This is a genomic window from Curtobacterium sp. MCPF17_002, from assembly GCF_003234115.2.
Lineage (GTDB): Bacteria > Actinomycetota > Actinomycetes > Actinomycetales > Microbacteriaceae > Curtobacterium.
In genome coordinates this window covers 939896-961904 of record NZ_CP126251.1, presented here as the reverse complement: position 1 = coordinate 961904, position 22009 = coordinate 939896, and the positions used below count along the sequence as shown (strand labels likewise).

16 protein-coding genes are annotated in these 22009 nt (G+C 70.3%); 5 read left to right on the top strand and 11 right to left on the bottom strand.

The window, feature by feature from the left end; genetic code table 11:
- Positions 1-4 precede the first annotated feature (4 nt).
- The 4 genes from DEJ28_RS04650 to typA all read right to left on the bottom strand — a co-directional run bounded on the left by DEJ28_RS04650 (position 5) and on the right by typA (position 5144).
- Positions 5-1264, bottom strand: coding sequence for a PIG-L deacetylase family protein (locus DEJ28_RS04650; protein WP_111116056.1), 1260 nt, complete (start codon positions 1262-1264; stop codon positions 5-7).
- A gap of 18 nt (positions 1265-1282) precedes the next feature.
- Entirely contained in the window at positions 1283-1825 is a 543-nt protein-coding gene (locus DEJ28_RS04645) for a hypothetical protein (protein WP_111116055.1), read from the bottom strand.
- 106 nt (positions 1826-1931) lie between these two features.
- Positions 1932-3125, bottom strand: coding sequence for an amidohydrolase (locus tag DEJ28_RS04640; protein WP_258368104.1), 1194 nt, complete (start codon positions 3123-3125; stop codon positions 1932-1934).
- A gap of 96 nt (positions 3126-3221) precedes the next feature.
- Positions 3222-5144, bottom strand: a complete 1923-nt coding sequence (gene typA, locus DEJ28_RS04635) for a translational GTPase TypA (RefSeq protein ID WP_111116053.1) — start codon at positions 5142-5144, stop codon at positions 3222-3224.
- A 123-nt stretch (positions 5145-5267) separates the two neighbouring features.
- On the opposite strand from typA, the gene DEJ28_RS04630 reads away from it, so the two are divergent.
- From DEJ28_RS04630 to DEJ28_RS04620, 3 genes are all read left to right on the top strand, one after another.
- Positions 5268-6017, top strand: coding sequence for a CPBP family intramembrane glutamic endopeptidase (locus DEJ28_RS04630; RefSeq protein WP_111116052.1), 750 nt, complete (start codon positions 5268-5270; stop codon positions 6015-6017).
- Between the two features lie 180 nt (positions 6018-6197).
- The gene (locus DEJ28_RS04625) at positions 6198-6677 is read left to right on the top strand and encodes a peroxiredoxin (RefSeq protein ID WP_111116051.1); all 480 of its coding nucleotides are present in this window, start codon (positions 6198-6200) and stop codon (positions 6675-6677) included.
- Between the two features lie 279 nt (positions 6678-6956).
- Positions 6957-7511: a hypothetical protein gene (locus DEJ28_RS04620; protein ID WP_111116050.1), complete on the top strand. Its 555-nt coding sequence runs from the start codon at positions 6957-6959 to the stop codon at positions 7509-7511.
- 395 nt (positions 7512-7906) lie between these two features.
- Here the strand turns inward: DEJ28_RS04620 and DEJ28_RS04615 are convergent, their stop codons facing one another.
- Entirely contained in the window at positions 7907-9682 is a 1776-nt protein-coding gene (locus DEJ28_RS04615) for an ABC transporter ATP-binding protein (RefSeq protein WP_111116049.1), read from the bottom strand.
- A 116-nt stretch (positions 9683-9798) separates the two neighbouring features.
- Between DEJ28_RS04615 and DEJ28_RS04610 the strand changes: the two genes are divergently transcribed.
- The gene (locus DEJ28_RS04610) at positions 9799-10428 is read left to right on the top strand and encodes a PH domain-containing protein (protein ID WP_111116048.1); all 630 of its coding nucleotides are present in this window, start codon (positions 9799-9801) and stop codon (positions 10426-10428) included.
- Between the two features lie 14 nt (positions 10429-10442).
- On the opposite strand, the gene DEJ28_RS04605 is transcribed toward DEJ28_RS04610, so the two are convergent.
- The 3 genes from DEJ28_RS04605 to DEJ28_RS04595 all read right to left on the bottom strand — a co-directional run bounded on the left by DEJ28_RS04605 (position 10443) and on the right by DEJ28_RS04595 (position 15063).
- Positions 10443-11396 (bottom strand): ABC transporter permease, encoded by a 954-nt coding sequence (locus DEJ28_RS04605; RefSeq protein ID WP_111116110.1) that lies wholly within the window; start codon positions 11394-11396, stop codon positions 10443-10445.
- Positions 11397-11544: 148 nt separating this feature from the next.
- Complete coding sequence (locus DEJ28_RS04600) at positions 11545-13068, bottom strand: ABC transporter permease (RefSeq protein WP_111116047.1); 1524 nt, start codon at positions 13066-13068, stop codon at positions 11545-11547.
- A 234-nt stretch (positions 13069-13302) separates the two neighbouring features.
- Entirely contained in the window at positions 13303-15063 is a 1761-nt protein-coding gene (locus DEJ28_RS04595) for an ABC transporter family substrate-binding protein (RefSeq protein WP_111116046.1), read from the bottom strand.
- 318 nt (positions 15064-15381) lie between these two features.
- Here DEJ28_RS04595 and DEJ28_RS04590 point away from each other — a divergent pair, with 318 nt between their 5' ends.
- On the top strand, positions 15382-17415 hold the full coding sequence (locus tag DEJ28_RS04590; RefSeq protein WP_111116045.1) for a S9 family peptidase: 2034 nt from the start codon (positions 15382-15384) through the stop codon (positions 17413-17415).
- Between the two features lie 164 nt (positions 17416-17579).
- Here the strand turns inward: DEJ28_RS04590 and gcvP are convergent, their stop codons facing one another.
- The 3 genes from gcvP to gcvT are packed head-to-tail and all read right to left on the bottom strand — an operon-like array spanning position 17580 to position 22001.
- On the bottom strand, positions 17580-20519 hold the full coding sequence (gene gcvP, locus DEJ28_RS04585; RefSeq protein WP_111116044.1) for an aminomethyl-transferring glycine dehydrogenase: 2940 nt from the start codon (positions 20517-20519) through the stop codon (positions 17580-17582).
- Positions 20516-20893: a glycine cleavage system protein GcvH gene (gene gcvH / locus DEJ28_RS04580; RefSeq protein WP_111116043.1), complete on the bottom strand. Its 378-nt coding sequence runs from the start codon at positions 20891-20893 to the stop codon at positions 20516-20518. The genes gcvP and gcvH overlap by 4 nt, the downstream gene beginning before the upstream one ends.
- Before the next feature lie 4 nt (positions 20894-20897).
- The gene (gcvT, locus tag DEJ28_RS04575) at positions 20898-22001 is read right to left on the bottom strand and encodes a glycine cleavage system aminomethyltransferase GcvT (protein ID WP_111116042.1); all 1104 of its coding nucleotides are present in this window, start codon (positions 21999-22001) and stop codon (positions 20898-20900) included.
- Positions 22002-22009: the final 8 nt, after the last annotated feature.

Genomic DNA, 22009 nt, shown 5'->3' with positions numbered 1-22009 from the left:
GAGTCTACTCGCGGCGAGGAGCGCGACCGGACGCAGCAGACCCGGACGCGACAGACCCGGACGCGACAGACCCGGACGCAGCAGACCCCGACGCAGCAGCAGCCGCCCGCACCCCGGACAGGTCCGGCCACGCGAGCACCAGCGCCGCGATCACGGCGGGTGCGAACGTCCACACGTACCCCGCGGTGTTCGCGAGCACGAGCGGGGAGCTCTGCCCACCGACGGACACGAGCACCTGCGTCGCGACGATGACGCCGATGCCGATCGCGGCGACCATGGCCCGCGAGCGGTACAGGAGCCGGATGCCGACGGTCAGGCCGATGACGACGAGGGTCGTGAGCACCATCCCGATCGGGAACGCGCCGACGGTCTGCTGGTGGGTGACGGTGCCGAGGCCGCCCGCGACGAGTCCGAGCACGAGGGCGACGACCACCGCGGTGGCCTTGCCCTGCCCGGACATCTCGGCGAAGGTCTGCGGCGCGGGGGCGGCGGGAGCGTCGGCGTGCCGGAAGGCCTCCACCGCGGGTGCCTGGTGGCGGGCACCGTGCGGCATCACCCACGAGAGCGCCGTCGGGTCCGAGGGGTCGGCGGGGTCGACGGTCACCTGCGACCGGTACTGCTCGACGGCGGCACGGACCTTCGCCCGGACGGGCAGCACGTCGACCGTGACGTCGGCCTCGGTCGTCGTGGGGTCGACGATCATCGAAAACGGGAGCTCCTCGGCCTTCGCCGCGTACTGGGCGGCGTGGTGCACGCGGACGTGGTCCGGGTGGCCGTACCCGCCGTCGTCGGCGTAGCTCACGACGGCGTCGGCACCGACCGAGCGGATCGCGGCGCGGATGTCGTCGACGACCTCGCCGAGGTCGGCTGCGGTGAGCGAGTCGGCCGGGGCGTCGTCGGCGGCGACGGCTCGGCCGTCGGCACCCCACTGCATCCCGGAGTCGGTGTAGTGACGCTCGGGCAGGTCGGTCGGTCGGGCGCCGGGTCCCCCGAGCCACAGGTGGCGCGGACCGCCGAGCGCGGCCAGCGCCCCGGCGATCTCGGTCTCGCGGTGGCGCGCGACGCGCGGCCCGTCGCCGTACATCGGTGCGAGCTCCGTCGTGAGCATCTCACCGCGCTCGCCACGGGTGGCGGTCAGCACGGTCACGTCGGCGCCGAGCTCGAGCAGGGTGGCGATCGTCCCACCGGACGCGAGGGTTTCGTCGTCGGGGTGGGCGTGCACGAACAGGACGCGCTCGGGGCGGGTTGCGGGGACCTTCGACATCGGGTCCAAGCGTACGGGCTAGCGGGGCGTCACGATGTAGGTCGCGGTGACGCCGTCGTTCCCGTCCGAGAAGGTGAGCACGACCCGGTAGGCGTCGCTCCGGAACATCCCGAACGCGCTCGACGTGTCCGCACGCTTCGCCGACTCGGTGAAACCGGCGTCGGTGAGCTGCTGGTCGGCCGCCGCGAAGTCGCCCACGGACGAGGCCCGCACCTGCGCGACCCACCCCGCGCCGTTCGGCCCCGATCCCCCGCCGAGCACGGTGCCGTCGACCAGCGGGACGTCCTTCGACGGGAACCCGTCGGGCACCTTGCCGTCGGACGTCACGTTCGCGCCCTCGAGCGCGGTGTCGAGTGCACCGTCGATGCCGCCGGCGACCGAGGACATGCCGTCCTGGATGGCCTTGCCGTCGATGCCCTGCACGCCCTCGGCGACGCTCGAGGCGACCGAGGACCCGAGGTCGGTCGCCTGCTGCACGGCGTCGGCCGAGCAGCCGGTGAGTCCGGCGAGGGCGATGCCGGCTGCGACGGCGGCGATCAGGGTGCGGGTCGGGGTGCGCATGGGCAGAACCATAGAGGGCCAGCCGGGAGGCGCGGCGTGAGTCCCCTGGGAACGTCACGTGGGCAGCGGGTCGCCGCTCACCACCGTCCCGCCCCCGCTGGACCGGTCAGGCCACGTAGGCGCGCGTGGCGGCCACGAAGGCGTCGACACCGACCGGGATCGCGGTCTCGGCCTGCGGTGCGTAGAACGGCGAGTGGTTGCTCGGGATGTCCTCGCCGCGACGGAAGAGCTCCGGGTCGGTGATGCCGGTGAACCAGTACACGAGCGGTGCCCCCGCGGCCGTCGCGAGCTGCCCCACGTCCTCCGACGCCATGGCCAGCCCGATCTCGAGGTCGCGGGCTCCGGGGACCTCGGCGCGGATCGCGTCGAGCACGATCTGGGCCGCGGACGGGTCGTTGACGGTCACCTCGGCGCCGGGCGCGCGGACGATGGTCGGCTGGGGCAGTCCGCCCGCCTCGCTCTCGGCGCGGACGATGCGCTCGATCGAGGAGATGATCCGCGCGCGGGTCTCCTCGTTGCGGGCGCGGGTGGAGATCTCGATGACGGCCTCGTCGGGGATGATGTTCGCCCGGGTGCCGGAGTGGAAGCTGCCGACGGTGACCACACCCGCGTCGCTCGGGGAGACCTCCCGGGACACCACGGTCTGCAGTCGGACGACGGCCGACGCCGCGGTGACGATCGGATCGAGGGAGGCCTGCGGCGCCGAACCGTGCGCGCCACGGCCGTTGAACGTCACCGTCAGCCGGTCGCTCGACGCCATCACCGGACCGCTGCCGACCGCGACGATGCCGACCGGCGCCGGCGCAGAGTGCTGTCCGAGGACCACGTCCGGCTTCGGGAAGCGGTCGACGAGCCCGTCCTCGACCATCGCCCGTGCACCCGAGATGACCTCTTCGGCGGGCTGGAACACGGCGACGACGGTGCCGTGCCAGTCGTTCGTGGTCGCCACGAGCCGCTCGAGCGTGCCGAGCAGCCAGGTCACGTGGATGTCGTGCCCGCAGGCGTGCATCGTCGGGACCTCGTTGCCGTCCTCGTCGATGCCGTGGTGCTCGCTCGCGTACGGCAGGCCGGTGCGCTCCTGCACGGGCAGCCCGTCCATGTCGGCGCGGAGCCACACGACGGGGCCCTCGCCGTTCGCGAGGACGCCGACGACACCCGTGCCGCCGACACCCGTGGTCACGTCGATGCCGCCGATCTCCGCGAGCCGGTCGGCGACGATGCCGGCGGTGCGGTGCTCCTGGAAGCCGAGCTCCGGGTGGGCGTGGAGGTCCTGGTACAGCGAGAAGAGGTCGAGGGTCACGCGCACCACGCTACAACCGACAACGGCCCGGCCACCTCGATGAGGTGACCGGGCCGGTCGTGGAGGGCGTGCCTCCAGGCGGTGTGCAGCTGCTGCTTACGCGTCCTGACGCTTCAGGCGGGCGTACGAACGCTGGCGGGCCTGCGCGTCCAGCTCGACCTTGCGGATCCGGACGACGGCCGGGGTGACCTCGACGCACTCGTCCTCGCGGGCGAACTCGAGGCACTCCTCCAGCGAGAGCTGGCGGGGCGGCGTCATCGACTCGAAGGTGTCAGCGTTCGCCGAACGCATGTTCGTGAGCTTCTTCTCCTTCGTGATGTTGACGTCCATGTCGTCGGCGCGCGAGTTCTCGCCGATGACCATGCCCTCGTAGACCTCTTCGGTCGGGTTGACGAAGAACGTCATCCGCTCCTGGAGGTTCGTGATCGCGAACGGGGTGACGACACCGGAGCGGTCGGACACGATCGAGCCGTTGACACGGGTCTGGATCGGGCCGGCCCACTCGTCGTAGCCGTGCGAGATCGCGTTCGCGATGCCGGTACCGCGGGTCTCGGTGAGGAACGACGTGCGGAAGCCGATGAGGCCGCGCGACGGGACGATGAACTCCATGCGCACCCAGCCGGTGCCGTGGTTCGTCATGTTCTCCATGCGGCCCTTGCGGGCGGCCATGAGCTGCGTGATCGCGCCGAGGTACTCCTCCGGCGTGTCGATCGTCATGTGCTCGTACGGCTCCAGGAGCTTGCCGTTGTCGTCACGCTTGGTGACGACCTGCGGCTTGCCGACCGTGAGCTCGAAGCCCTCACGACGCATCTGCTCGACGAGGATGGCCAGCGCGAGCTCGCCGCGACCCTGGACCTCCCACGCGTCCGGACGACCGATGTCGAGGACCTTGAGCGAGACGTTGCCGATGAGCTCGCGGTCGAGGCGGTCCTTGACCATGCGCGCCGTGAGCTTGTGGCCCTTGACCTTGCCGACGAGCGGCGAGGTGTTCGTGCCGATCGTCATCGAGATCGCCGGGTCGTCGACCGTGATGGTCGGCAGCGGACGGACGTCCTCGGGGTCGGTCAGGGTCTCACCGATGGTGATCGTGTCGAAACCGGCGACGGCGACGATGTCACCGGGGCCCGCCGACTCGGCCGGGTAGCGCTCGAGCGCCTTGGTGATGAGGAGCTCGGTGATGCGGGCGTTCACGACGGTGCCGTCGTGCTTGACCCACGCGACCGTCTGGCCCTTCTTCATCGTGCCGTGGAAGATGCGCAGCAGCGCGAGGCGACCGAGGAACGGCGACGCGTCGAGGTTCGTGACGTGGGCCTGGAGCGGGTGCTCGTCGTCGTACTTCGGCGCCGGCACGTGCTGGAGGATCGCTTCGAACAGCGGCTCGAGGTCGTCGTTGTCGGGCAGCTCGCCGTCGTTCGGCTTGTTGCGCGACGCGGCACCGTTGCGGCCCGAGGCGTAGACCACCGGGACGTCGAGGATGGCGTCGAGGTCGAGGTCGTCGACCTCGTCCGACAGGTCCGAAGCGAGGCCGAGGAGCAGGTCCTGGGACTCGGAGACGACCTCGTCGATGCGGGAGTCGGGGCGGTCCGTCTTGTTGACGAGCAGGATCACCGGGAGCTTCGCGGCGAGGGCCTTGCGGAGCACGAAGCGGGTCTGGGGCAGCGGGCCCTCGGACGCGTCGACGAGCAGGACGACGCCGTCGACCATGGAGAGGCCGCGCTCGACCTCACCGCCGAAGTCGGCGTGGCCGGGGGTGTCGATCACGTTGATCGTGATGGGGCCGTCCGCGCCGAACTCGCTCGCGTGCTTGCCGTTGTAGAGCACCGACGTGTTCTTCGCGAGGATCGTGATGCCCTTCTCGCGCTCGAGGTCGTTCGAGTCCATCATCCGGTCTTCGCCCTCGAAGTGGGCGTCGAACGAGTTGGTCTGCGTGAGCATCGCGTCGACGAGGGTGGTCTTGCCGTGGTCGACGTGTGCCACGATGGCGACGTTGCGCAGGTCGGACCGGGTGGCGAGCGCCATACAGGACATCCTTCGAGTTCTGGGAGAGGGTTTCGGACCGGCAGCCTCCCGGCGCCACGTCCACGGGCAGAACGCCCGACACACCAGTCTACCGGTAGTTCGCAACCGACAGGAGTACACACGATGAGCCGTCGGCGAACATGGATCGAGATCACGATCGTGCTCATGCTGTCGCTCGGCGGCAGCGCCCTCTACTCGGTGCTCCAGATCATCGACGACCTGTCCCAGACGACGCCGCTCGGGCAGCAGTCCACGGCGCTCAACACCTCGACGACCACCGTGCAGTACGTCGACCTCGCGCGGCAGCTCGTCGGCATCGCGGTCGACCTGGCCCCGGTCGCGCTGGTGTGCTTCCTGCTCTGGAGCACGACCCGCCCGCACCTCGACCGTCTCGGCGTCGACCGGTTCCGCGTCCGACCCGACCTCGGTGGCGCGGCGCTCATCGCCCTGTGCATCGGCATCCCCGGGCTGGCGCTCTACTTCACCGGCCGCGCGATGGGGTTCACCGTGAACGTCAACCCGGCGGCGCTCGACTCGTACTGGTGGACGATCCCGGTCCTGCTGCTCTCGGCGATCCGCTCCGGGCTGCAGGAGGAGGTCATCGTCGTCGGGTACCTGTACGAGCGGCTCGGCGGGCTCGGCTGGGGCCGCTGGCAGGTCATCCTCTCCACCGCGGTCCTGCGCGGGAGCTACCACCTCTACCAGGGCTTCGGCGCCTTCGTCGGGAACGCCGTGATGGGCATCGTGTTCGGCTGGATCTACACGAAGTGGGGGCGGCTCCTCCCCCTCGTCATCACGCACTGCCTCCTCGACGCCGCAGTCTTCGTCGGCTACCCCTGGGTCGCCCACGCCTTCCCCGCACTCTTCCGCTGACGCGCGCGCCGTCCGGTGACACGCGCGCGACGCTCGGACCGCCGCGCGACCGCCCCGGTCACCACCCCCGTTCGGGCGTCGGCGATGCTGTGGACCCGCTCGACCCCGACTCGGCGATCCCACAGTGAACCCACAGCGCGCCGCAGCACGGCGCCGATCCCCCGGCCCTAGCGTTGCCCCATGAGCATCCCCGAGGTGGGCGACCCCGCGCCGCGCTTCACCCTGCCCGGCATGATCGTGCGCGACGGGACCCGCATCGACGACGAGTACGCCCTGTCCGCCGAGATCGGCCGGACCCTCGTCCTCGCCTTCTACCCCGGCGACGCCACCCCGGTCTGCACCGCCCAGCTCTGCAGCTACCAAGAGGAGCTCGACGAGTTCGGCGACCTCGGAGCCGTCGTCTGGGGCGTCAGTCCGCAGGCACTCGACTCGCACGAGGCCTTCGCCCGCGGGTCCTCGCTCACGTTCCCACTGCTCAGCGACACCGCCGGCGACGTCATCCGCGCGTACGGCGTGCAGGCTCCGGGGATCGGACTCCGCCGCTCGGTGTTCGTGATCGGCCCGGACGGGGTCATCCGCTGGCGGCACGTCGGCCTGGTCGGACTCCGGTTCCCGAAGGCCGAGACGATCCGGGCGCAGATCGAACTCCTGGTGGCGTGAGCCGGGTCTCGATGCGCGTGCATACGGATAACGCGGATACGAGCGTGTCGATTTCCTGAAATACCTGCCGTGGGGTATTGACACCCGAACGGGGGGACGAGGACCATTGTCGGCACGAGAGGTCCACTGGATCTGCCTCCCCGGGGAATCGGGTCGTCCGGAGATACGCGACGGTGTGTCACACCCGCTCTTCGGGCGTTCCCGGGGAGGCAACTCGTAACCCCGTTCGCTCTCCGGGCGTGAGCTCCAGGCGTTGCAGCGGCCTTGTACCCTCGGACGGTGCAGACCACGACGATCCTCGCCCCCGGCATGCGCACGCTCGCCGTCGTCCTGTGGGTCGTGGCCATCGCCCTCGTGCCCCTGGCACTGATCGGCGGCGGGAGCCCGTGGCTGTCCCCCGTGCCGAGTCTCTTCATCGCCTTCGTCGCGTGGGCCGTCCTCTGGCGGCCCCGCTTCGAGCTCACCCCGGAGCACCTCCGCATCGTGGACGTCCGCCGCACGAGCACCTACGCCTGGCGCCGCGTCACCGAGGTCCGCACCAAGTACGGCATCGAGGTCCTCTCGAGCGAGGGCGTCCGCCGCACCTGGCTCGCGACCCGCAGGTCGGCTCGGCTCAGCGCCGTGGTCGACCGTCGGCCGGGAGGCGCGGATCACCTCGACGTCGACGCTGCCGCCGAGCGCATCCGCGCCTTCGTGCCCGCCCCACCCGCGCAGGACGGCCCACCTCCGGCGACCGTGACGGCTGCGCCGATCACGCACCGCCCGCACGCGTGGACGATCGTCGCGATGATCGTCCTCGGCGTCGTCGCGTCCATGGCGGCCGCGCAGCTCTGACCGCAGCCGACGGGGCGGGGGCGAGCCGCGCCTCCCGGCCGTCACACGGGCCGTTTCGCGCGTGGTGAGTCGTTCCGCGCGTGGTAGGTCGTTCCGCTCGTAGGAGGTCGTTTCTTTCGACTGAGTAGGCGCGATTCCGCTTTCCACTCCACGCGCGATGGGAAGGAACGCGCACGGGGCGGACTGGAGGCGCGTGGCGGCCTGGCACCGCGCCTCCAGGCCGTCACACGGGTCGTTCCGCGCGTAGGAGGACGTTTCGCTCGTAGGAGGTCGTTTCTTTCGACTGAGTACGCGCGATTCCGCTTTCCACTCCACGCGCGATGGGAAGGAACGCCCGCACGAACGACAACATCCCCGACGTCGAGTGACGTCGGGGATGTCGTTCTGGTCGGCTCTTACTCGTCCGAGCCGGCGGCGAGGATCTGGCGACGCAGTTCTCGACGCTCGCGCTGCACATCCGGGTCCGGCAGGGGCACCGCGGCGATGAGTCGCTGCGTGTACGGGTCCTGCGGGTCGCGGAGGATCTGGTCGCGCGTGCCGATCTCGGCGAGGTGACCGTGGTGGAGCACCGCGATCCGGTCGGCCAGCACGTCGATGACCGCGAGGTCGTGCGTGACGAACAGGCAGGCGAAGTTGAACTCGCGCTGCAGGTCCTTCAGCAGCTCGAGCACCGTCGCCTGCACCGACACGTCGAGCGCGGACGTCGGCTCGTCTGCGATGAGCAGCTTCGGCCGGAGCGCCAGTGCACGGGCGATGCCGATGCGCTGCTTCTGACCACCGGAGAGCTCGTGCGGGAACCGCGTCGAGTACGCCCTGGGGAGCCGGACGGCCTCGAGCAGGGACTCGACCTCGCGCTCGAGCTCGCGGCCCTTCATGCCCTTGCCGAGCAGGAGCGGCTCGCCGATCGACTGCCCGATCGTCATGCGCGGGTTGAGCGACGACGACGGGTCCTGGAAGACGATGCCCGCGTTCTGGTGCACCTGCCGCACGAGCGAGCGGGTCGGCTTCGAGAGGTCGACGCCGGTGACGTCGAGCTGGCCGGAGGTGATCGGGAGCAGACCGATCGCGGCACGGCCGAGGGTCGACTTGCCGGAACCGGACTCGCCGACCAGGCCGACGACCTCGCCCTCGTGCACGGTCAGGTCGACGCCGTCGATGGCGCGGAACGCCTTGACACGGCCACGACCCGGGTACTCGATGACGACGTCCTTGAACTCGAGGACGGGCGGCCCCAGGGTCGTGACGACGTCGGTGTGCAGGACGGTGGCGGTCGCCGTGGCGGGCGCCTCGTGCTCGACGACGGCCTCGAGGGTCTCGGTCAGGTCGATGACCACGTCACCGGCCTGGCCGAGGCGCGGGACGGCGTCGAGCAGGGTCTGCGTGTACTCGTGCTTCGGCGCGGCGAACACGTCGCGCACCGTGCCGGTCTCGACCGCCACACCCTGCTGCATGACCACGATGCGGTCCGCGAGGTCGGCGACGACGCCCATGTCGTGGGTGATGAGGAGGACGGCGCTGCCGAGCTTGGCGGCGAGGTCACGGATGAGGTCGAGGATCTCGGCCTGCACCGTGACGTCGAGGGCCGTGGTCGGCTCGTCGGCGATGAGGAGCTTCGGATCGCAGGAGATCGACTGCGCGATCATCGCGCGCTGCCGCTGGCCACCCGAGAGCTGGTGCGGGTACGAGTCGAACGCCTTCTGCGGGTCGGGCATCTCCACCAGGGTGAGGAGCTCGATCGCGCGGTCCTTCGCCTCGCTCGGCGAGATGCCGTAGTGGATGCGGAGGGTCTCGACGATCTGCGACCCGACGGTGAACACCGGGTTGAGGGCCGTCATCGGCTCCTGGAAGATCACCGCGATCTCCTTGCCGCGGTACTCCCGGAGCTGCGCGGACCGGAGGCCGAGGAGCTCGGTGCCCTGGAACTCGATCGAGCCGTTGACGCGGGCGTTCCGGGGCAGGAGGCCGAGGATCGACATCGAGCTCACGGACTTCCCGGAGCCGGACTCGCCCACGAGCGCGAGGACCTCGCCGGACTGGATCTCGTAGGACAGCTGCTTGACCGCGGATGTCCAGACGTCGTCGACCGCGAAGTCGACGTCGAGTCCGGAGACCTTGACGACGGGGGTGCTGGTGGCGGCCGGGGTGGTGGCCGCGGAGGCGGGCGTGCTCAACGACGTCCGGTCCTTTCCCGGTCGCTCGTGACGACCGCGTGGGTGGTGATGGAGGTGCGCTGACGGCGGGGGTGCCGGCGTCGGGGCTCGAGGCTCCGACCTGCGACGATGGAGGCATGCCTGCCACCCCGACGACGCGCGATGTGTTCGTGTCCAAGTTCAACCGCGGACTCGCGATCGCCCTCTGGCTGATCGTGGCCCTGCTCTTCGTCACGACCGTGCTGAACGACGCGACCTGGCAGGACCGCGCCCTCGCACTCGTGCCGACGGCGTTCGGCGTCCTGCTCGGCTGGGTGGCGCTCTGGCGACCGCGGCTGAGCGTCGACGACGACGGCATGGAGGTCGTCAACGTCTTCCACACGGTGCGCGTGCCCTGGGCGGCGCTCGTGCACGTCGACACCCGCTTCGCCCTGACGCTCATCACGCCGAACCGACGGGTGTCCGTCTGGGCCGCTCCGGCGCCCGGTCGCGCCGGCGTCGCCCTCGCCCGCCGTGAGAACCAGCGGCACGGCCGCGTCGTCCCCGAGGCCGAGGACGGCAACCGCCGCGCGGGCGACCTGCTGTCCACCGCGTCCGGCGACGCCGCGTACCTGATCCGTCAGCGCTGGCACGAGCTGCGCGAACGTGACGCCATCGAGCTCGGCACGGCCGACAGCGTGCGCGTGCCGGTCACCCTGCACTGGCTGTCGATCGTGCTGCTCGCGGCGACCGCCGTCGGCGGCTGGTTCGCCATCGCGGCGCGCTAGGACACGGGGGGACGTCACGCGCTGATCATCTCCGAGCCGGAGGTGTTCTCCGCCTCGCGCGTCTTGCGGAGGCTGAACCGCTTCGAGCGCGGGTCGAACGCATCGCGCAGGCCGTCACCGATGAAGTTCACGCAGAGCGCGAGCAGCACGATGAACGACGCCGGCCACCAGAACAGGTACGGACGGGTCTGGAAGGCCGACTGGTTCTGGCTGATGAGCAGACCGAGGGACGAGTCCGGCGCCTTGATGCCGTACCCGAGGTAGCTCAGCGCCGTCTCGAGCAGGATCGCGGAGGCGATGAGCAGCGTCGCGGAGACGATGATCACGCCGATCGCGTTCGGCAGGATGTGCCGGAAGATGATCCGGATGTCGGACGCACCGGCCACGCGGGCCGCCTCGACGAACTCACGCTCGCGGAGCGACAGGAACTCGGCGCGGACCAGTCGGGCGATGACCATCCACGACACCAGACCGAGCAGGAGCGCGAGGCCCCACGCGCCGAGGCCGTTGGCCGTCTTGCCGACCACGGCACCGATCACGATCGCCGGGATGACGATGAAGATGTCGGTGATGCGCATCAGGATCGCGTCGACGGTGCCGCGGAAGTACCCGGCGACCGCACCGACGACGACACCGATGAACGTCGCGAAGACGCCGATGACGATCATCACGAGCACCGAGTTCTGGATGCCGCGCATCGTCAGGGCGAAGTAGTCCTTGCCGATGCGGTCCTGGCCGAACGGGTGGTCCGAGGTCGGGGCCCCGCCGTTCTGCAGGTCCTCGAGCGCCTTGTACGAGTAGTGCCACCAGCCCGGGATGGGCCCGAGGCCGACTGCCGAGACGGCGAAGACGAGCACGAGGACGTAGACGACCAGCGCGACGACCGCGAGCCGGTTCGCGAGGAAGCGGCGGAGGATGATCCGCCCCTGGCTCTCGCCGAGCTGCTTCTCGTGCGAGCCCGGGGTCATCCCGGTCTCGATGCCGTCGCCGATGTTGGGTTCGAGCGGTGCGCCGCCCTGCAGCGTGCTCATCGGTTGTCCTCCTGGGGGTGCACTGCCGTGGTGTGGCCGGCCGCGCTCGTGGCGCGACGGGTCTCGGTCGTGGTCCGGAGCGCGGTCATCGGACACGCACCCGCGGGTCGAGGGCCGAGTAGGCCAGGTCGGCGAGGAAGTTGAACGCGATCGCGGTGATCGCGATGACGAGGAAGTACCCCATCACCGGGTTCACGTCGGTGATCGACAGACCGCTGTTGAAGAGGCTGCCCATGCCGGAGATCGCGAAGACCCGCTCCGTGATGATCGCGCCACCGAGCAGTGCGCCGACGTCGGTCGCCACGAGCGTCGCGATCGGGATGAGCATGTTGCGGAGCGCGTGGCGCACGATGACGGTGCGCTCCGGCAGGCCCTTCGCCCGGGCGGTGCGCACGTAGTCCTGGTCGAGGACCTCGAGCATGCCCGAGCGGGAGTACCGCGTGTAGCTCGCGAAGCTGATGAGCAGGAGCGAGATCGTCGGCAGCAGCAGGTGCGTGTAGGTGTCGATGCCGGTGATCCAGAAGTCGCCGGTGAGGCCCGGCGTCTGTGAACCCACCGTCGCGATCGGACGCGACACGTAGTTCTGCGTGTAGTCGATCCACGAGCGCATGAAGCGGTCGAGCAGGATGACGCCGGCGCTGAGGAAGGCCGTCAGCGCGCCGATGCGCATCATCAGCCCGCGGTCGTGACCGCCGACGAAGTAGCCGGACGCCAGGCCGACCAGGACGGTCGCGACGGCGAGGATGAAGACCGTCGCGCCGGACGACACGTTGAGCAGCCCCTGCAGCGCGAAGTAGCAGATGATCGCGATGAGGACGTTGATCCCCGCGACGATCCACGCACGTCGGTTCTTCGTGCCGGCGAGCAACGCGACCATGGCCAGGCCGATGCCGGCGCTGAACAGGATCACGAACACCGGGCCGAGCGACGGGTCCGTGAACCAGCCCGTGGCCTGCATGAGCAGCAGCATGCCGGCGGTCACGACGGCGCTGATCGCGCCGACCATGAGGCGCCGCTTGAGGACGCCGCCGACGACGAGCTGGATGGCCAGGCCGACGATCACCGCGATGAGCACGAGCGTCACCGGTGGGATCTTCGGGTCGACCAGGAAGTTGTTGTAGTCGAGCGCGATGAACGACTTCAGGAGCACGGCCATCAGGAAGGACGGCAGCGAGTACAGGAAGAAGCTGACCAGCGTGATCGAGTAGTCGAAGCCCGAGTAGACGCGGAGGGCGGTGACGACGCCGAGGCCGATGCCGAAGATGATCGCCAGGATGAACGAGAACGTCACCAGCTGGATCGTCGAGCCGACGGCCTGCGGGAGGAGTTCCGCGACGGGCTGGTTGCTGAACGTCGTGCCGAGGTCGCACTGGCCGATGACGCACTTGCCGACGCCGGTGATCCAGATGCCCCAGCGGAGCGGCGGGATCACGTCGAGGTGCTGTGCCGCCGTCCGCGCAGCGATGAGCTGGTCACGGTTCGGCGAGTTGCTGCTCTGGAGGTCCTGCAGGGGGTTTCCTGCGATCGCCGCCAGGTTGTACATGATGAACGACGCAGCGATGAGGATGAGGACCGAGACGAGGATCCGTCTCGCGATGAAACTCACCATGGGCGATGGGTGCCTCTCCGGTGTGGTGGATCGTACTGCTGGTCGTCCGATCGGGCGGCCCGAGCAGCAAGAGTACTGGGTCCCGCGTGCGGTCTTCTTCGACGTCGCACCGCGGTGGGTGCCGGGGTCTCCGGCGATGAGGGTGCCGGTCAGGGTCCCGGCTCACGGGAGGGCGCCGGACTCGTCGAGTCCGGCGCCCCCTCGTGTGTGGTGCTGATCAGCGACCGGTCAGGGTCACTTCTTCCAGTCCCAGACGTTCCAGAAGATGCCCGTCTGGCCGCCGAAGTACTCGACGCCCTTCAGGTTCGAACCGGTGGCGAAGAGCCCCGGGCTCTGGAACAGCGGGAGGCCGTAGCCCTGGTCGAAGGCGATCTTGTCGATCTGCTGCTTCATGTCGTCGAGCTTGGATGCGTCCAGCGTCGTCTGCGTCTCGACAGCGAGCTTCGAGGCCTCTTCGTCGGCGAACTTGTTGTAGTTGCCGGAGTTGTTGGTCTGGAAGAGCTGCGGGATCGCGGCGTTGCCGGCACCCGGGTTGACCCAACCGAAGATCGAGGCGTCGTAGTCGCCGCCCGCGAGGAGCGAGGACCAGTCCGGCGAACCGCCGTCGACGACCTTGATGCCGGCCTTGGCAGCCGAGGCCTGGATCGCCTGGAACGTGTCCACGCGGTTCGGGTTCTCGGTGTTGTAGAGGATCTTGATCGACGGGGTGGCGCCGTTCAGGAGCTTCTTCGCCTGGGCGATGTCGACCTTCGAGTACTCGTCGGAGTCGTTCGCCTTGACGGCGTCCTCGTAGCCGTCCTGACCCGGCAGGTAGAGCTGCGAGTCGAGGACCTTGGCGTCCTTGTTGATCGGGGTGACGATCGACTTGAGGATCTGCTCACGCGGGATGGTGAGGAGGAACGCCTTGCGGACGTTCTCGTCCTTGAACACGGATGCACCGAAGTTCAGGTCGAGGTGGTCGTAGGCGACCTGCGCACCCTCGATGACCTTCACGCCCGCGGCCTCGTCGAGCGCCTTGACCGTGTCGGCCGAGGCCTGCGGCTGGATCGCGTCGACCTCACCGTTCTGGAGTGCCGTGACCTGCGCGTTCGCGTCGCCGATGAAGCGGACGACGAGCTTGCCGAAGCCGACCTTGTGGTCGCCCGTGTACTCGGGGTTCGGCACGAGGGTCATCGACTGCTTCGGGGTCCATGCGGACACCATCAGCGGACCGCCCGAGACGAGGAGCTTCTTGTCGCTCGGCAGGCTGGTCTTGTCGTAGCCCGTGTTGACGAAGTCGGCGACCTTCTTGAGGGTCTCGTTCGCCGCTGCCGGCTTGGCCGGGTCACCCGCGGGGGTGTCCTTGAGCGCCTTCAGCAGGTCGCTCGTGGTCGTGCCGGCCTCGCTCGCGACGACGTGCGCCGGGAACTGGATCGGGTTGACGAGGTTCCAGTCGACGTACGGGTCCTTGTACGTGAGGGTGATCGACGTCTTGGTGACGTCGGTCGGGTAGTCCGTCTTGAACGGCGAGGCCGAGGCGAGGGAGAAGTACTGCGTCCCGCTCGTGACCTTGCCGTCGGCGTCCTGGGTGGCGGAGTCGTAGTACCCGGAGGCCTGCGCCCAACCGAGGAGGAGGTCGTCAGAGGTGATCGCCTTGCCGTCGGACCACTTCGCGTCCTTGTTCAGCGTGTACTTGACCTTCAGCGGGTCGTCGCTGAGCTTCTTCACGGTGCCGAGGTCGGTGTTCGGCGTGATCTTGTAGTCCGACCCCAGCGTCACGAACTGCGGCTGGGTCATGTAGTTGATCATGCCGTTCATGTCCAGGTTGCCCTGGGGGGTGTTGAAGTTGAACGACGTGACTTCGTTGACCTGCGCGACGGTGACGGTCTTGTTCGACGCCGAACCGGACTCGTTGGCACTCGGAGAGGTGGTGCAGCCGGCGAGGGCGATCGCGGCCGCCCCGGCCAGGGCGACGGCGCCGAGCAGCTGGCGTCCCCGCTTCTTGGTGATGTTCACTCTGTGATCCTCCTGATGGAATGTGATCGAACGAGCAGGAGGCAGGCCCCACGGCGCGTTCGCAAGAACCATAGGTGCGGGTCGGAAGGCCCTCAAAATCTCCGACGAAGTTGTTACACATCGGAAACGTGCGCGGCAGATCGTTGCGTGACACTGTGGATACTTGCGTCTCGGTGGTGCCATACGCAACGCGTGCGCTTGACGTCGCAACGGATTCTGAACAGTCTTGCGGCAGCCCCTCAACGCGATGAACGCTCGGGAAACGCTCCGAGGCCGATCCGCGGGGCACCGGAGGTCGAGTGGCCGTAGCGTGAACACGTGCTCGCGAACGACATCACCCACCTCCACGTTCCCTCCTCTCCGACCATCAGCGGCGATCCGCGCACCGGCGGTGCTGCGTTCGTCGCGGTCTCCCGCCCCGACCTCGACAAGGACGCCTACCGGAGCACCGTCGAGCGGGTGACGGCCGACGGCGCCGTGCGCTGGACCGCCGGCGACCGCGACTCGTCGCCGGTGCTCTCCCCCGACGGCCGCTCCCTCGCCTTCCTCCGCTCCGTCGACGACGAACACGGCGCGCCGCACCCGCAGCTCGCCGTCGCGCCGGTCGACGGCGGCGAGGCCCGCGTCGTCACCGCCCTCCCGCTCGGCGCCGACGCGCCGGTCTGGTCGCCGGACTCCACGCGCATCGCCGTGACCGCCCGGTTCCCGGAACCCGGTCGCTACGGCACGCCGGTGTCGGGGAGCGACCGTCGTCCCGCGGCGAACGCCGAGGCCCCGCGGCTCATCACCCGCCTCGACTTCCACGTCAACGGTGCGGGCTACCTGCTCGACAAGCCGCAGCAGATCGTCGTGGTCGACGTCACCGACCGCGACGCCGCCCCGGTGGACACCGCACTGACGAGCGCACCCTGCTCCCTCGCCGCGCCGGCGTGGTACCCGGAGGGGGATGCCCTGCTCGTCGTCGCACCGCGCGACCTCGGCGCCCGCGAGACCCACGACGACGACCTGTACCGCGTCGACGCCACCGACGGCACGCTCACCCTGACCGTCCGGACCGAGGGTTCGGTCAGCTCGAGCACGATCGCGGCCGACGGCACGATCCACTTCGTCGGTGCGTCGCACCTCGACGGTCGTCTGGTCGGCGAGCCCGAGGGCCTCTGGTCGGTGACGGACGGTTCGGACCCGGTCCGGCTGACCGCCCGCGAGACGGTCGACGTCGCCAGCGCGCCGGTCCTGCACGGCGCCGACGTCCTCGTGTCCGTCCTCGACCGCGGCACCGTGACCGTCCGCCGGGTCCCGGCCTGCACGACGACGCCGCTGCAGCTCGACGAGCTCCCGACCGTCCTCGGCGGTCACGTGGTCGTCTCCGGATTCGACGTCGACGGCGACGTCCTCGTCGCCACCGCGGCCACGACGGACTCCCCCGGCGAGGTGCACGTCGTCGACCTGGCCACGGCCGCCGAACCGACATCGGCCGCGACCGCGACCGCGACCGCGACCGGCGACCAGGCACTGCCGGCGGTCCTCACGGACTACGCCGCCCCGCTCCGGACCGACGCAGCCGCCCCCGGTGTCCGCCGCATCGAGGAACTCACCGGCACCTCGGCCGACGGCACCCCCGTGCACGGCTGGGTCGTCCTCCCCGAGGGCGACGGCCCGCACCCCGTCCTCCGGGTGGTGCACGGCGGCCCGTTCGGCCAGGACACCTGGGCGTTCTTCGACGAGGCACAGGTGTACGCGAGCGCCGGCTACGCCGTCGTCATCGGCAACCCGCGCGGCTCCGGCGGCTACGGGCTCGACCACGGCCGCGCGGTCATCGGCGCGATGGGGACCGTCGACGTCGACGACGTCCTCGCGCTCCTCGACGCCGCGCTGGAACGCCCCGACCTCGACGCCTCCCGCGTCGGCATCATGGGCGGCTCCTACGGCGGCTTCATGACGAGCTGGGTCGCCGCGCACCACGGCGACCGCTTCGTGGCGGCCTGGAGCGAGCGGGCCGTGAACGCCTGGGACTCGTTCGCCGGCAGCTCGGACATCGGCTGGTTCTTCGCGGACGCCTACGTCGGCGCCGACCCGGAGGAGCAGCGTCGCCGCAGCCCCCTGACGTACGCCGACCAGGTCACGATCCCGTTCATGGTCGCGCACTCGGAAGAGGACTGGCGTTGCCCGATCGAGCAGGGGCACCGGCAGTTCGTGGCGCTCAAGCGTGCGGGCGTCGACGCGTCGTTCCTGGTGTTCCCGGGTGAGGGTCACGAGCTCTCGCGCTCCGGCCGTCCGTGGCACCGGGTGCAGCGGTTCGAGCACGTGCTCGCGTGGTGGGCGGAGCACCTGCCCGTCACGGCGGCCGCCTGATCGGGACACCGGTCGCCTGACCGGACCGCCGGTCGCCTGATCGGGACACCGGTCGTCTGACCGGACCGGCGGTCGCGAAGGCGACCCGAGGGCGGACGGGAGGCCCGTGGCGGATCCGCCACGGGCCTCCCGTCCGTCTGCTGGTGCGTCGAGGACGCTGGTCGCTACGCGAACGCCTCGACCGGCGGGCACGCGCAGACCAGGTTGCGGTCGCCGTACGCCTGGTCGATGCGTCGCACCGGCGGCCAGTACTTCCGGCCGCTGATGCCGGGCAGCGGGTAGACGGCCTGCTCACGCGTGTAGGCGTGCTCCCACTCCCCCGAGATCACCGACGACGCCGTGTGCGGCGCGTGCACGAGCGGGTTGTCGTCCGCCGGCCACTCACCCCGCTCGACCGCCGAGGCCTCGGCGCGGATGGCGAGCATCGCGTCGACGAACCGGTCGAGCTCGGCGAGGTCCTCGCTCTCGGTCGGCTCGACCATGAGCGTGCCCGCGACCGGGAACGACATCGTGGGCGCGTGGAAGCCGTAGTCCACCAGGCGCTTCGCGACGTCGTCGACCGTGATCCCCGTGCTGTCGCGGAGGGGACGGAGGTCGAGGATGCACTCGTGGGCGACCAGACCGGACTCGCCCGTGTAGAGCACCGGGAACGCGTCGCGCAGGCGTGCGGCGATGTAGTTCGCCCCAAGCACGGCGGCCTCGGTCGCCCGGGTCAGCCCCTCGAGCCCCATCATCCGGACGTAGGTCCACGTGATCGGCAGGATGCTCGGGCTGCCGTACGGTGCGGCGCTCACGGGCCCGCCCGAGTGGGCTGCGCGCGTCGCACCGGCGCCCGCGACGGAACCCGTGCGGCGGTCGGCTTCCTGCGCGAACGGGTGCCCGGGCAGGAACGGTGCCAGGTGCGCCTTGGCAGCGACCGGGCCGACGCCGGGTCCGCCGCCGCCGTGCGGGATGCAGAACGTCTTGTGCAGGTTGAGGTGCGAGACGTCCCCGCCGAAGTCGCCGAACCGGGCGTGCCCGAGCAGCGCGTTGAGGTTCGCGCCGTCGACGTAGACCTGGCCACCGGCGTCGTGCACGGCGTCGCAGATCTCGCGGATGTCGTGCTCGTAGACACCGTGCGTGGACGGGTACGTGATCATCAGCGCGGCGAGCTGCTCGCCGTGCTGGGCCGTCTTCGCCCGGAGGTCGTCGAGGTCCACGTTGCCGTTCTCGTCGCAGGCGACGACGACGACCTTCATCCCGGCGAGGACGGCGGACGCGGCGTTCGTGCCGTGCGCGCTCGACGGGATGAGGCACACGGTTCGTGCGTCGTCGCCGTTCGCCAGGTGGTAGCCGCGGATCGCGAGGAGCCCGGCGAGCTCGCCCTGGCTGCCGGCGTTGGGCTGCAGGGAGACGGTGTCGTACCCGGTCACCTCGGCGAGCCAGGTCTCGAGGTCGCCGATCATGTCGAGGTAGCCCTCGACGTCCTCGCGCGGTGCGAACGGGTGCACGTTCGCGAACTCCGGCCAGGTCACGGCGGCCATCTCGGTCGCTGCGTTGAGCTTCATCGTGCAGCTGCCGAGCGGGATCATGCCGCGGTCGAGCGCGTAGTCCTTGTCGGCGAGGTGCTTGAGGTACCGCATCATGCGGGTCTCGCTGCGGTGGGCGCTGAAGACGGGGTGCGTCAGGTAGTCGCTGGTGCGCACCAGGGCGGACGGGAGGCGCGTGGCCGCGTCGCGGACGGCGGTCTCGGTCGCCGGGACGGTCGCGTCGCCTGCTCCGAACACCCGTGCCAGGGCGACGACGTCGTCCGGCGTGGTGGTCTCGTCGACGGACACCTGGAAGGTGTCGGTGTCGACCAGGTGCAGCAGGTAGCCGGCGACGCGGGCGGCGTCGACGAGCTCGGCGGCGCGGCCGTGCGCCCGGAGCGTCACGGTGTCGAAGAACGCCTCGTGCACGATGTCCAGACCGGTGTCCTGCGCGGCTGCGGCGAGCGCCGAGGCCGTGCGGGTGACGCGGTCGGCGATGAAGCGGAGCCCCTCGGGTCCGTGGTAGACCGCGTACATCGAGGCCATCACGGCGAGCAGGACCTGCGCGGTGCAGATGTTGCTCGTCGCCTTCTCGCGGCGGATGTGCTGTTCGCGGGTCTGCAGGCTGAGGCGGTAGGCCATCTGCCCGTCGGCGTCGAAGGACACCCCGACCAGGCGGCCGGGCAGCTGGCGCTCGAGCCCGGCGCGGACGGCGAGGTACCCGGCGTGCGGGCCGCCGAAGCCGAGCGGGACGCCGAAGCGCTGGCTCGTGCCCACGGCCACGTCGGCACCGAGGTCACCGGGGCTCGCCAGGAGCGTCATCGCGAGGAGGTCCGCCGCGACGACCGCGATGCCCCCGCCGGCGTGGACCCGCTCGATGACGGCGGACGGGTCGACGATGCGGCCCGAGGCACCCGGGTACTGCAGGACGACGCCGAACGCGCCGTCGAGCTGGTCGTCGTCGGGGCCCGTCAGCGCGTTGAACGTGCGGAGCTCGATGCCGACGGCGTCCGCTCGGTGGTCGAGCAGCGCACGGGTCTGCGGGAGCAGGTCGGCGTCGACGAGGAACGTGTCGCCCTTGACCTTGGAGGCGCGGCGGGCGAGGAGCATGCCCTCGACCACCGCGGTGCCCTCGTCGAGCATGGACGCACCGGCCGTGGCCATGCCGGTCAGGTCGGACACCATCGTCTGGAAGTTGATCAGGGCCTCGAGCCGCCCCTGCGAGATCTCCGGCTGGTAGGGCGTGTAGGCCGTGTACCAGCTCGGGTTCTCGAGCACGTTCCGCTGGATCACCGCGGGCGTGTGGGTGCCGTGGTAGCCGAGGCCGATCATGGCGCGGCGGACCGTGTTGCGGCCGGCCTTCGCGCGGAGTTCGGCGAGGGCCTCGGTCTCCCCGACCGCCGCCGGGATCGACGAGTTCGTCACCGGGGCGGCATGGATCGACTCCGGGATGGCCGCGCGGACGAGGGCGTCCAGCGAGTCCTGCCCGACGGCGTCGAGCATGACCCGCTGGTCGGCGTCGGTCGTGCCGATGTGGCGGTCCGCGAAGGAGGTCTGCAGGTTCTGGAAGCCCTGCTGGTCGGTGGGCCGGGTCATGCGATGGACGCCCGGTACGCGCCGTGGTCCATGAGGTCCTCGGGGAAGGAGGTGCCGTCGACCTTGATCTTGACGAGCCAGCCGGTGCCGAACGGGTCCTGGTTGACGGTGTCCGGAGCGTCGACGACGGCGTCGTTCACCGCGACGACCTCGCCCTCGATCGGGGCGAAGAGCTCGCCGACGCTCTTGGTCGACTCGATCTCGCCGATCTGCTCGCCGGCGGTGGTGGCCGTCCCAACGGCGGGGAGCTCGACGTAGACGACGTCACCGAGCTGCTCGGCCGCGTGGTCCGTGATGCCGACGGTGACGGTGTCGCCCTCGACGAGCAGCCACTCGTGGTCGGCGGTGTACTGGAGTGCGGTCTGGTCGGTCACGGGATCAGCCTTTCTGAGGGCGGCGGTAGAAGGGGAACGCGGTGACCGTGCTGGGGACGGCCGTACCGCGGACATCGATGTGGAGGACTTGTCCCTCGGTCGCGAGCGACGGGTCGACGAACGCCATCGCGACGGGGTGGCCGAGGGTCGGCGAGAGCGCTCCCGAGGTCACGGTGCCGACCACGGTGTCCCCGTGCACGACGTCGTACCCGGCACGGGGAGCTCGGCGCCCCTCCGTCACGAGTCCGACGAGCACGCGGGCGTCGTCCGACGGCGCGACACCGGCCGCGCCGACGAAGTCACCGGTTTTCGCGACCACGCGGCCGAGGCCTGCCTGGGCGGGGCGCACGTCGGTGCCGAGCTCGTGGCCGTACAGGGGCATACCGGCCTCGAGGCGCAGGGTGTCCCGCGCAGCGAGTCCGGCCGGCACGACGCCGCGGTCGGCCCCGGTGTCGAGCAGCGCGTCCCAGATCTCGGTCGCGACCGACGGGTCGCTGTAGATCTCGAAGCCGTCCTCGCCCGTGTAGCCGGTGCGTGCGATGAGGACGTCCGCCCCGTCGAACAGTGCGTGCAGGACCCGGTAGTACCGGAGTTCGTCGAGCGGGGACTCCGGCTGCAGACGGTCCGCGACGACGAGGGCGTCGAGCGTGCCCGCGGCGGCCGGTCCCTGGATCGCGACGAGCGCCGTGGTGTCGGAGTCGTCCGAGACCTCAACGTCGAACCCGGCTGCGCGGTCGGCCAGCGCGGCGACCGCGACGTCACGGTTGGAGGCGTTGGCGACGACGAGGAACACGTGCTCCTCGGTGCGGTACACCACGAGGTCGTCGAGGATGCCGCCATCCTCGGCCAGCAGCAGCGAGTACTTGGCCCGGCCGACGGTCATCGCGCCGAACGCACCGGCGAGCGCGTGGTCGAGGAACGGCACGGCGTCCGGCCCGGTGACACCGATCTCCGCCATGTGCGAGAGGTCGAACACGCCGGCCGCCTGGCGGACCGCGTGGTGTTCGGCGAGGTCGGACGAGTACCGCACGGGCATGCGGTAGCCGGCGAAGTCGGTGAACGTGGCACCGGCGGCTTCGTGCGCGGCTTCGAGGGGGGACGAACGCATGGCGGAGT

Excerpts from the sequence above, each read along its gene's own strand:
- DEJ28_RS04650 (WP_111116056.1), bottom strand. The coding sequence starts at position 1,264 with ATGTCGAAGGTCCCCGCAACCCGCCCCGAGCGCGTCCTGTTCGTGCAC.
- DEJ28_RS04645 (WP_111116055.1), bottom strand. The coding sequence starts at position 1,825 with ATGCGCACCCCGACCCGCACCCTGATCGCCGCCGTCGCAGCCGGCATC.
- typA (WP_111116053.1), bottom strand. The coding sequence starts at position 5,144 with ATGGCGCTCGCCACCCGGTCCGACCTGCGCAACGTCGCCATCGTGGCA.
- DEJ28_RS04630 (WP_111116052.1), top strand. The coding sequence starts at position 5,268 with ATGAGCCGTCGGCGAACATGGATCGAGATCACGATCGTGCTCATGCTG.
- DEJ28_RS04625 (WP_111116051.1), top strand. The coding sequence starts at position 6,198 with ATGAGCATCCCCGAGGTGGGCGACCCCGCGCCGCGCTTCACCCTGCCC.
- DEJ28_RS04610 (WP_111116048.1), top strand. The coding sequence starts at position 9,799 with ATGCCTGCCACCCCGACGACGCGCGATGTGTTCGTGTCCAAGTTCAAC.
- DEJ28_RS04605 (WP_111116110.1), bottom strand. The coding sequence starts at position 11,396 with ATGACCCCGGGCTCGCACGAGAAGCAGCTCGGCGAGAGCCAGGGGCGG.
- DEJ28_RS04600 (WP_111116047.1), bottom strand. The coding sequence starts at position 13,068 with ATGGTGAGTTTCATCGCGAGACGGATCCTCGTCTCGGTCCTCATCCTC.
- gcvP (WP_111116044.1), bottom strand. The coding sequence starts at position 20,519 with ATGACCCGGCCCACCGACCAGCAGGGCTTCCAGAACCTGCAGACCTCC.
- gcvT (WP_111116042.1), bottom strand. The coding sequence starts at position 22,001 with ATGCGTTCGTCCCCCCTCGAAGCCGCGCACGAAGCCGCCGGTGCCACG.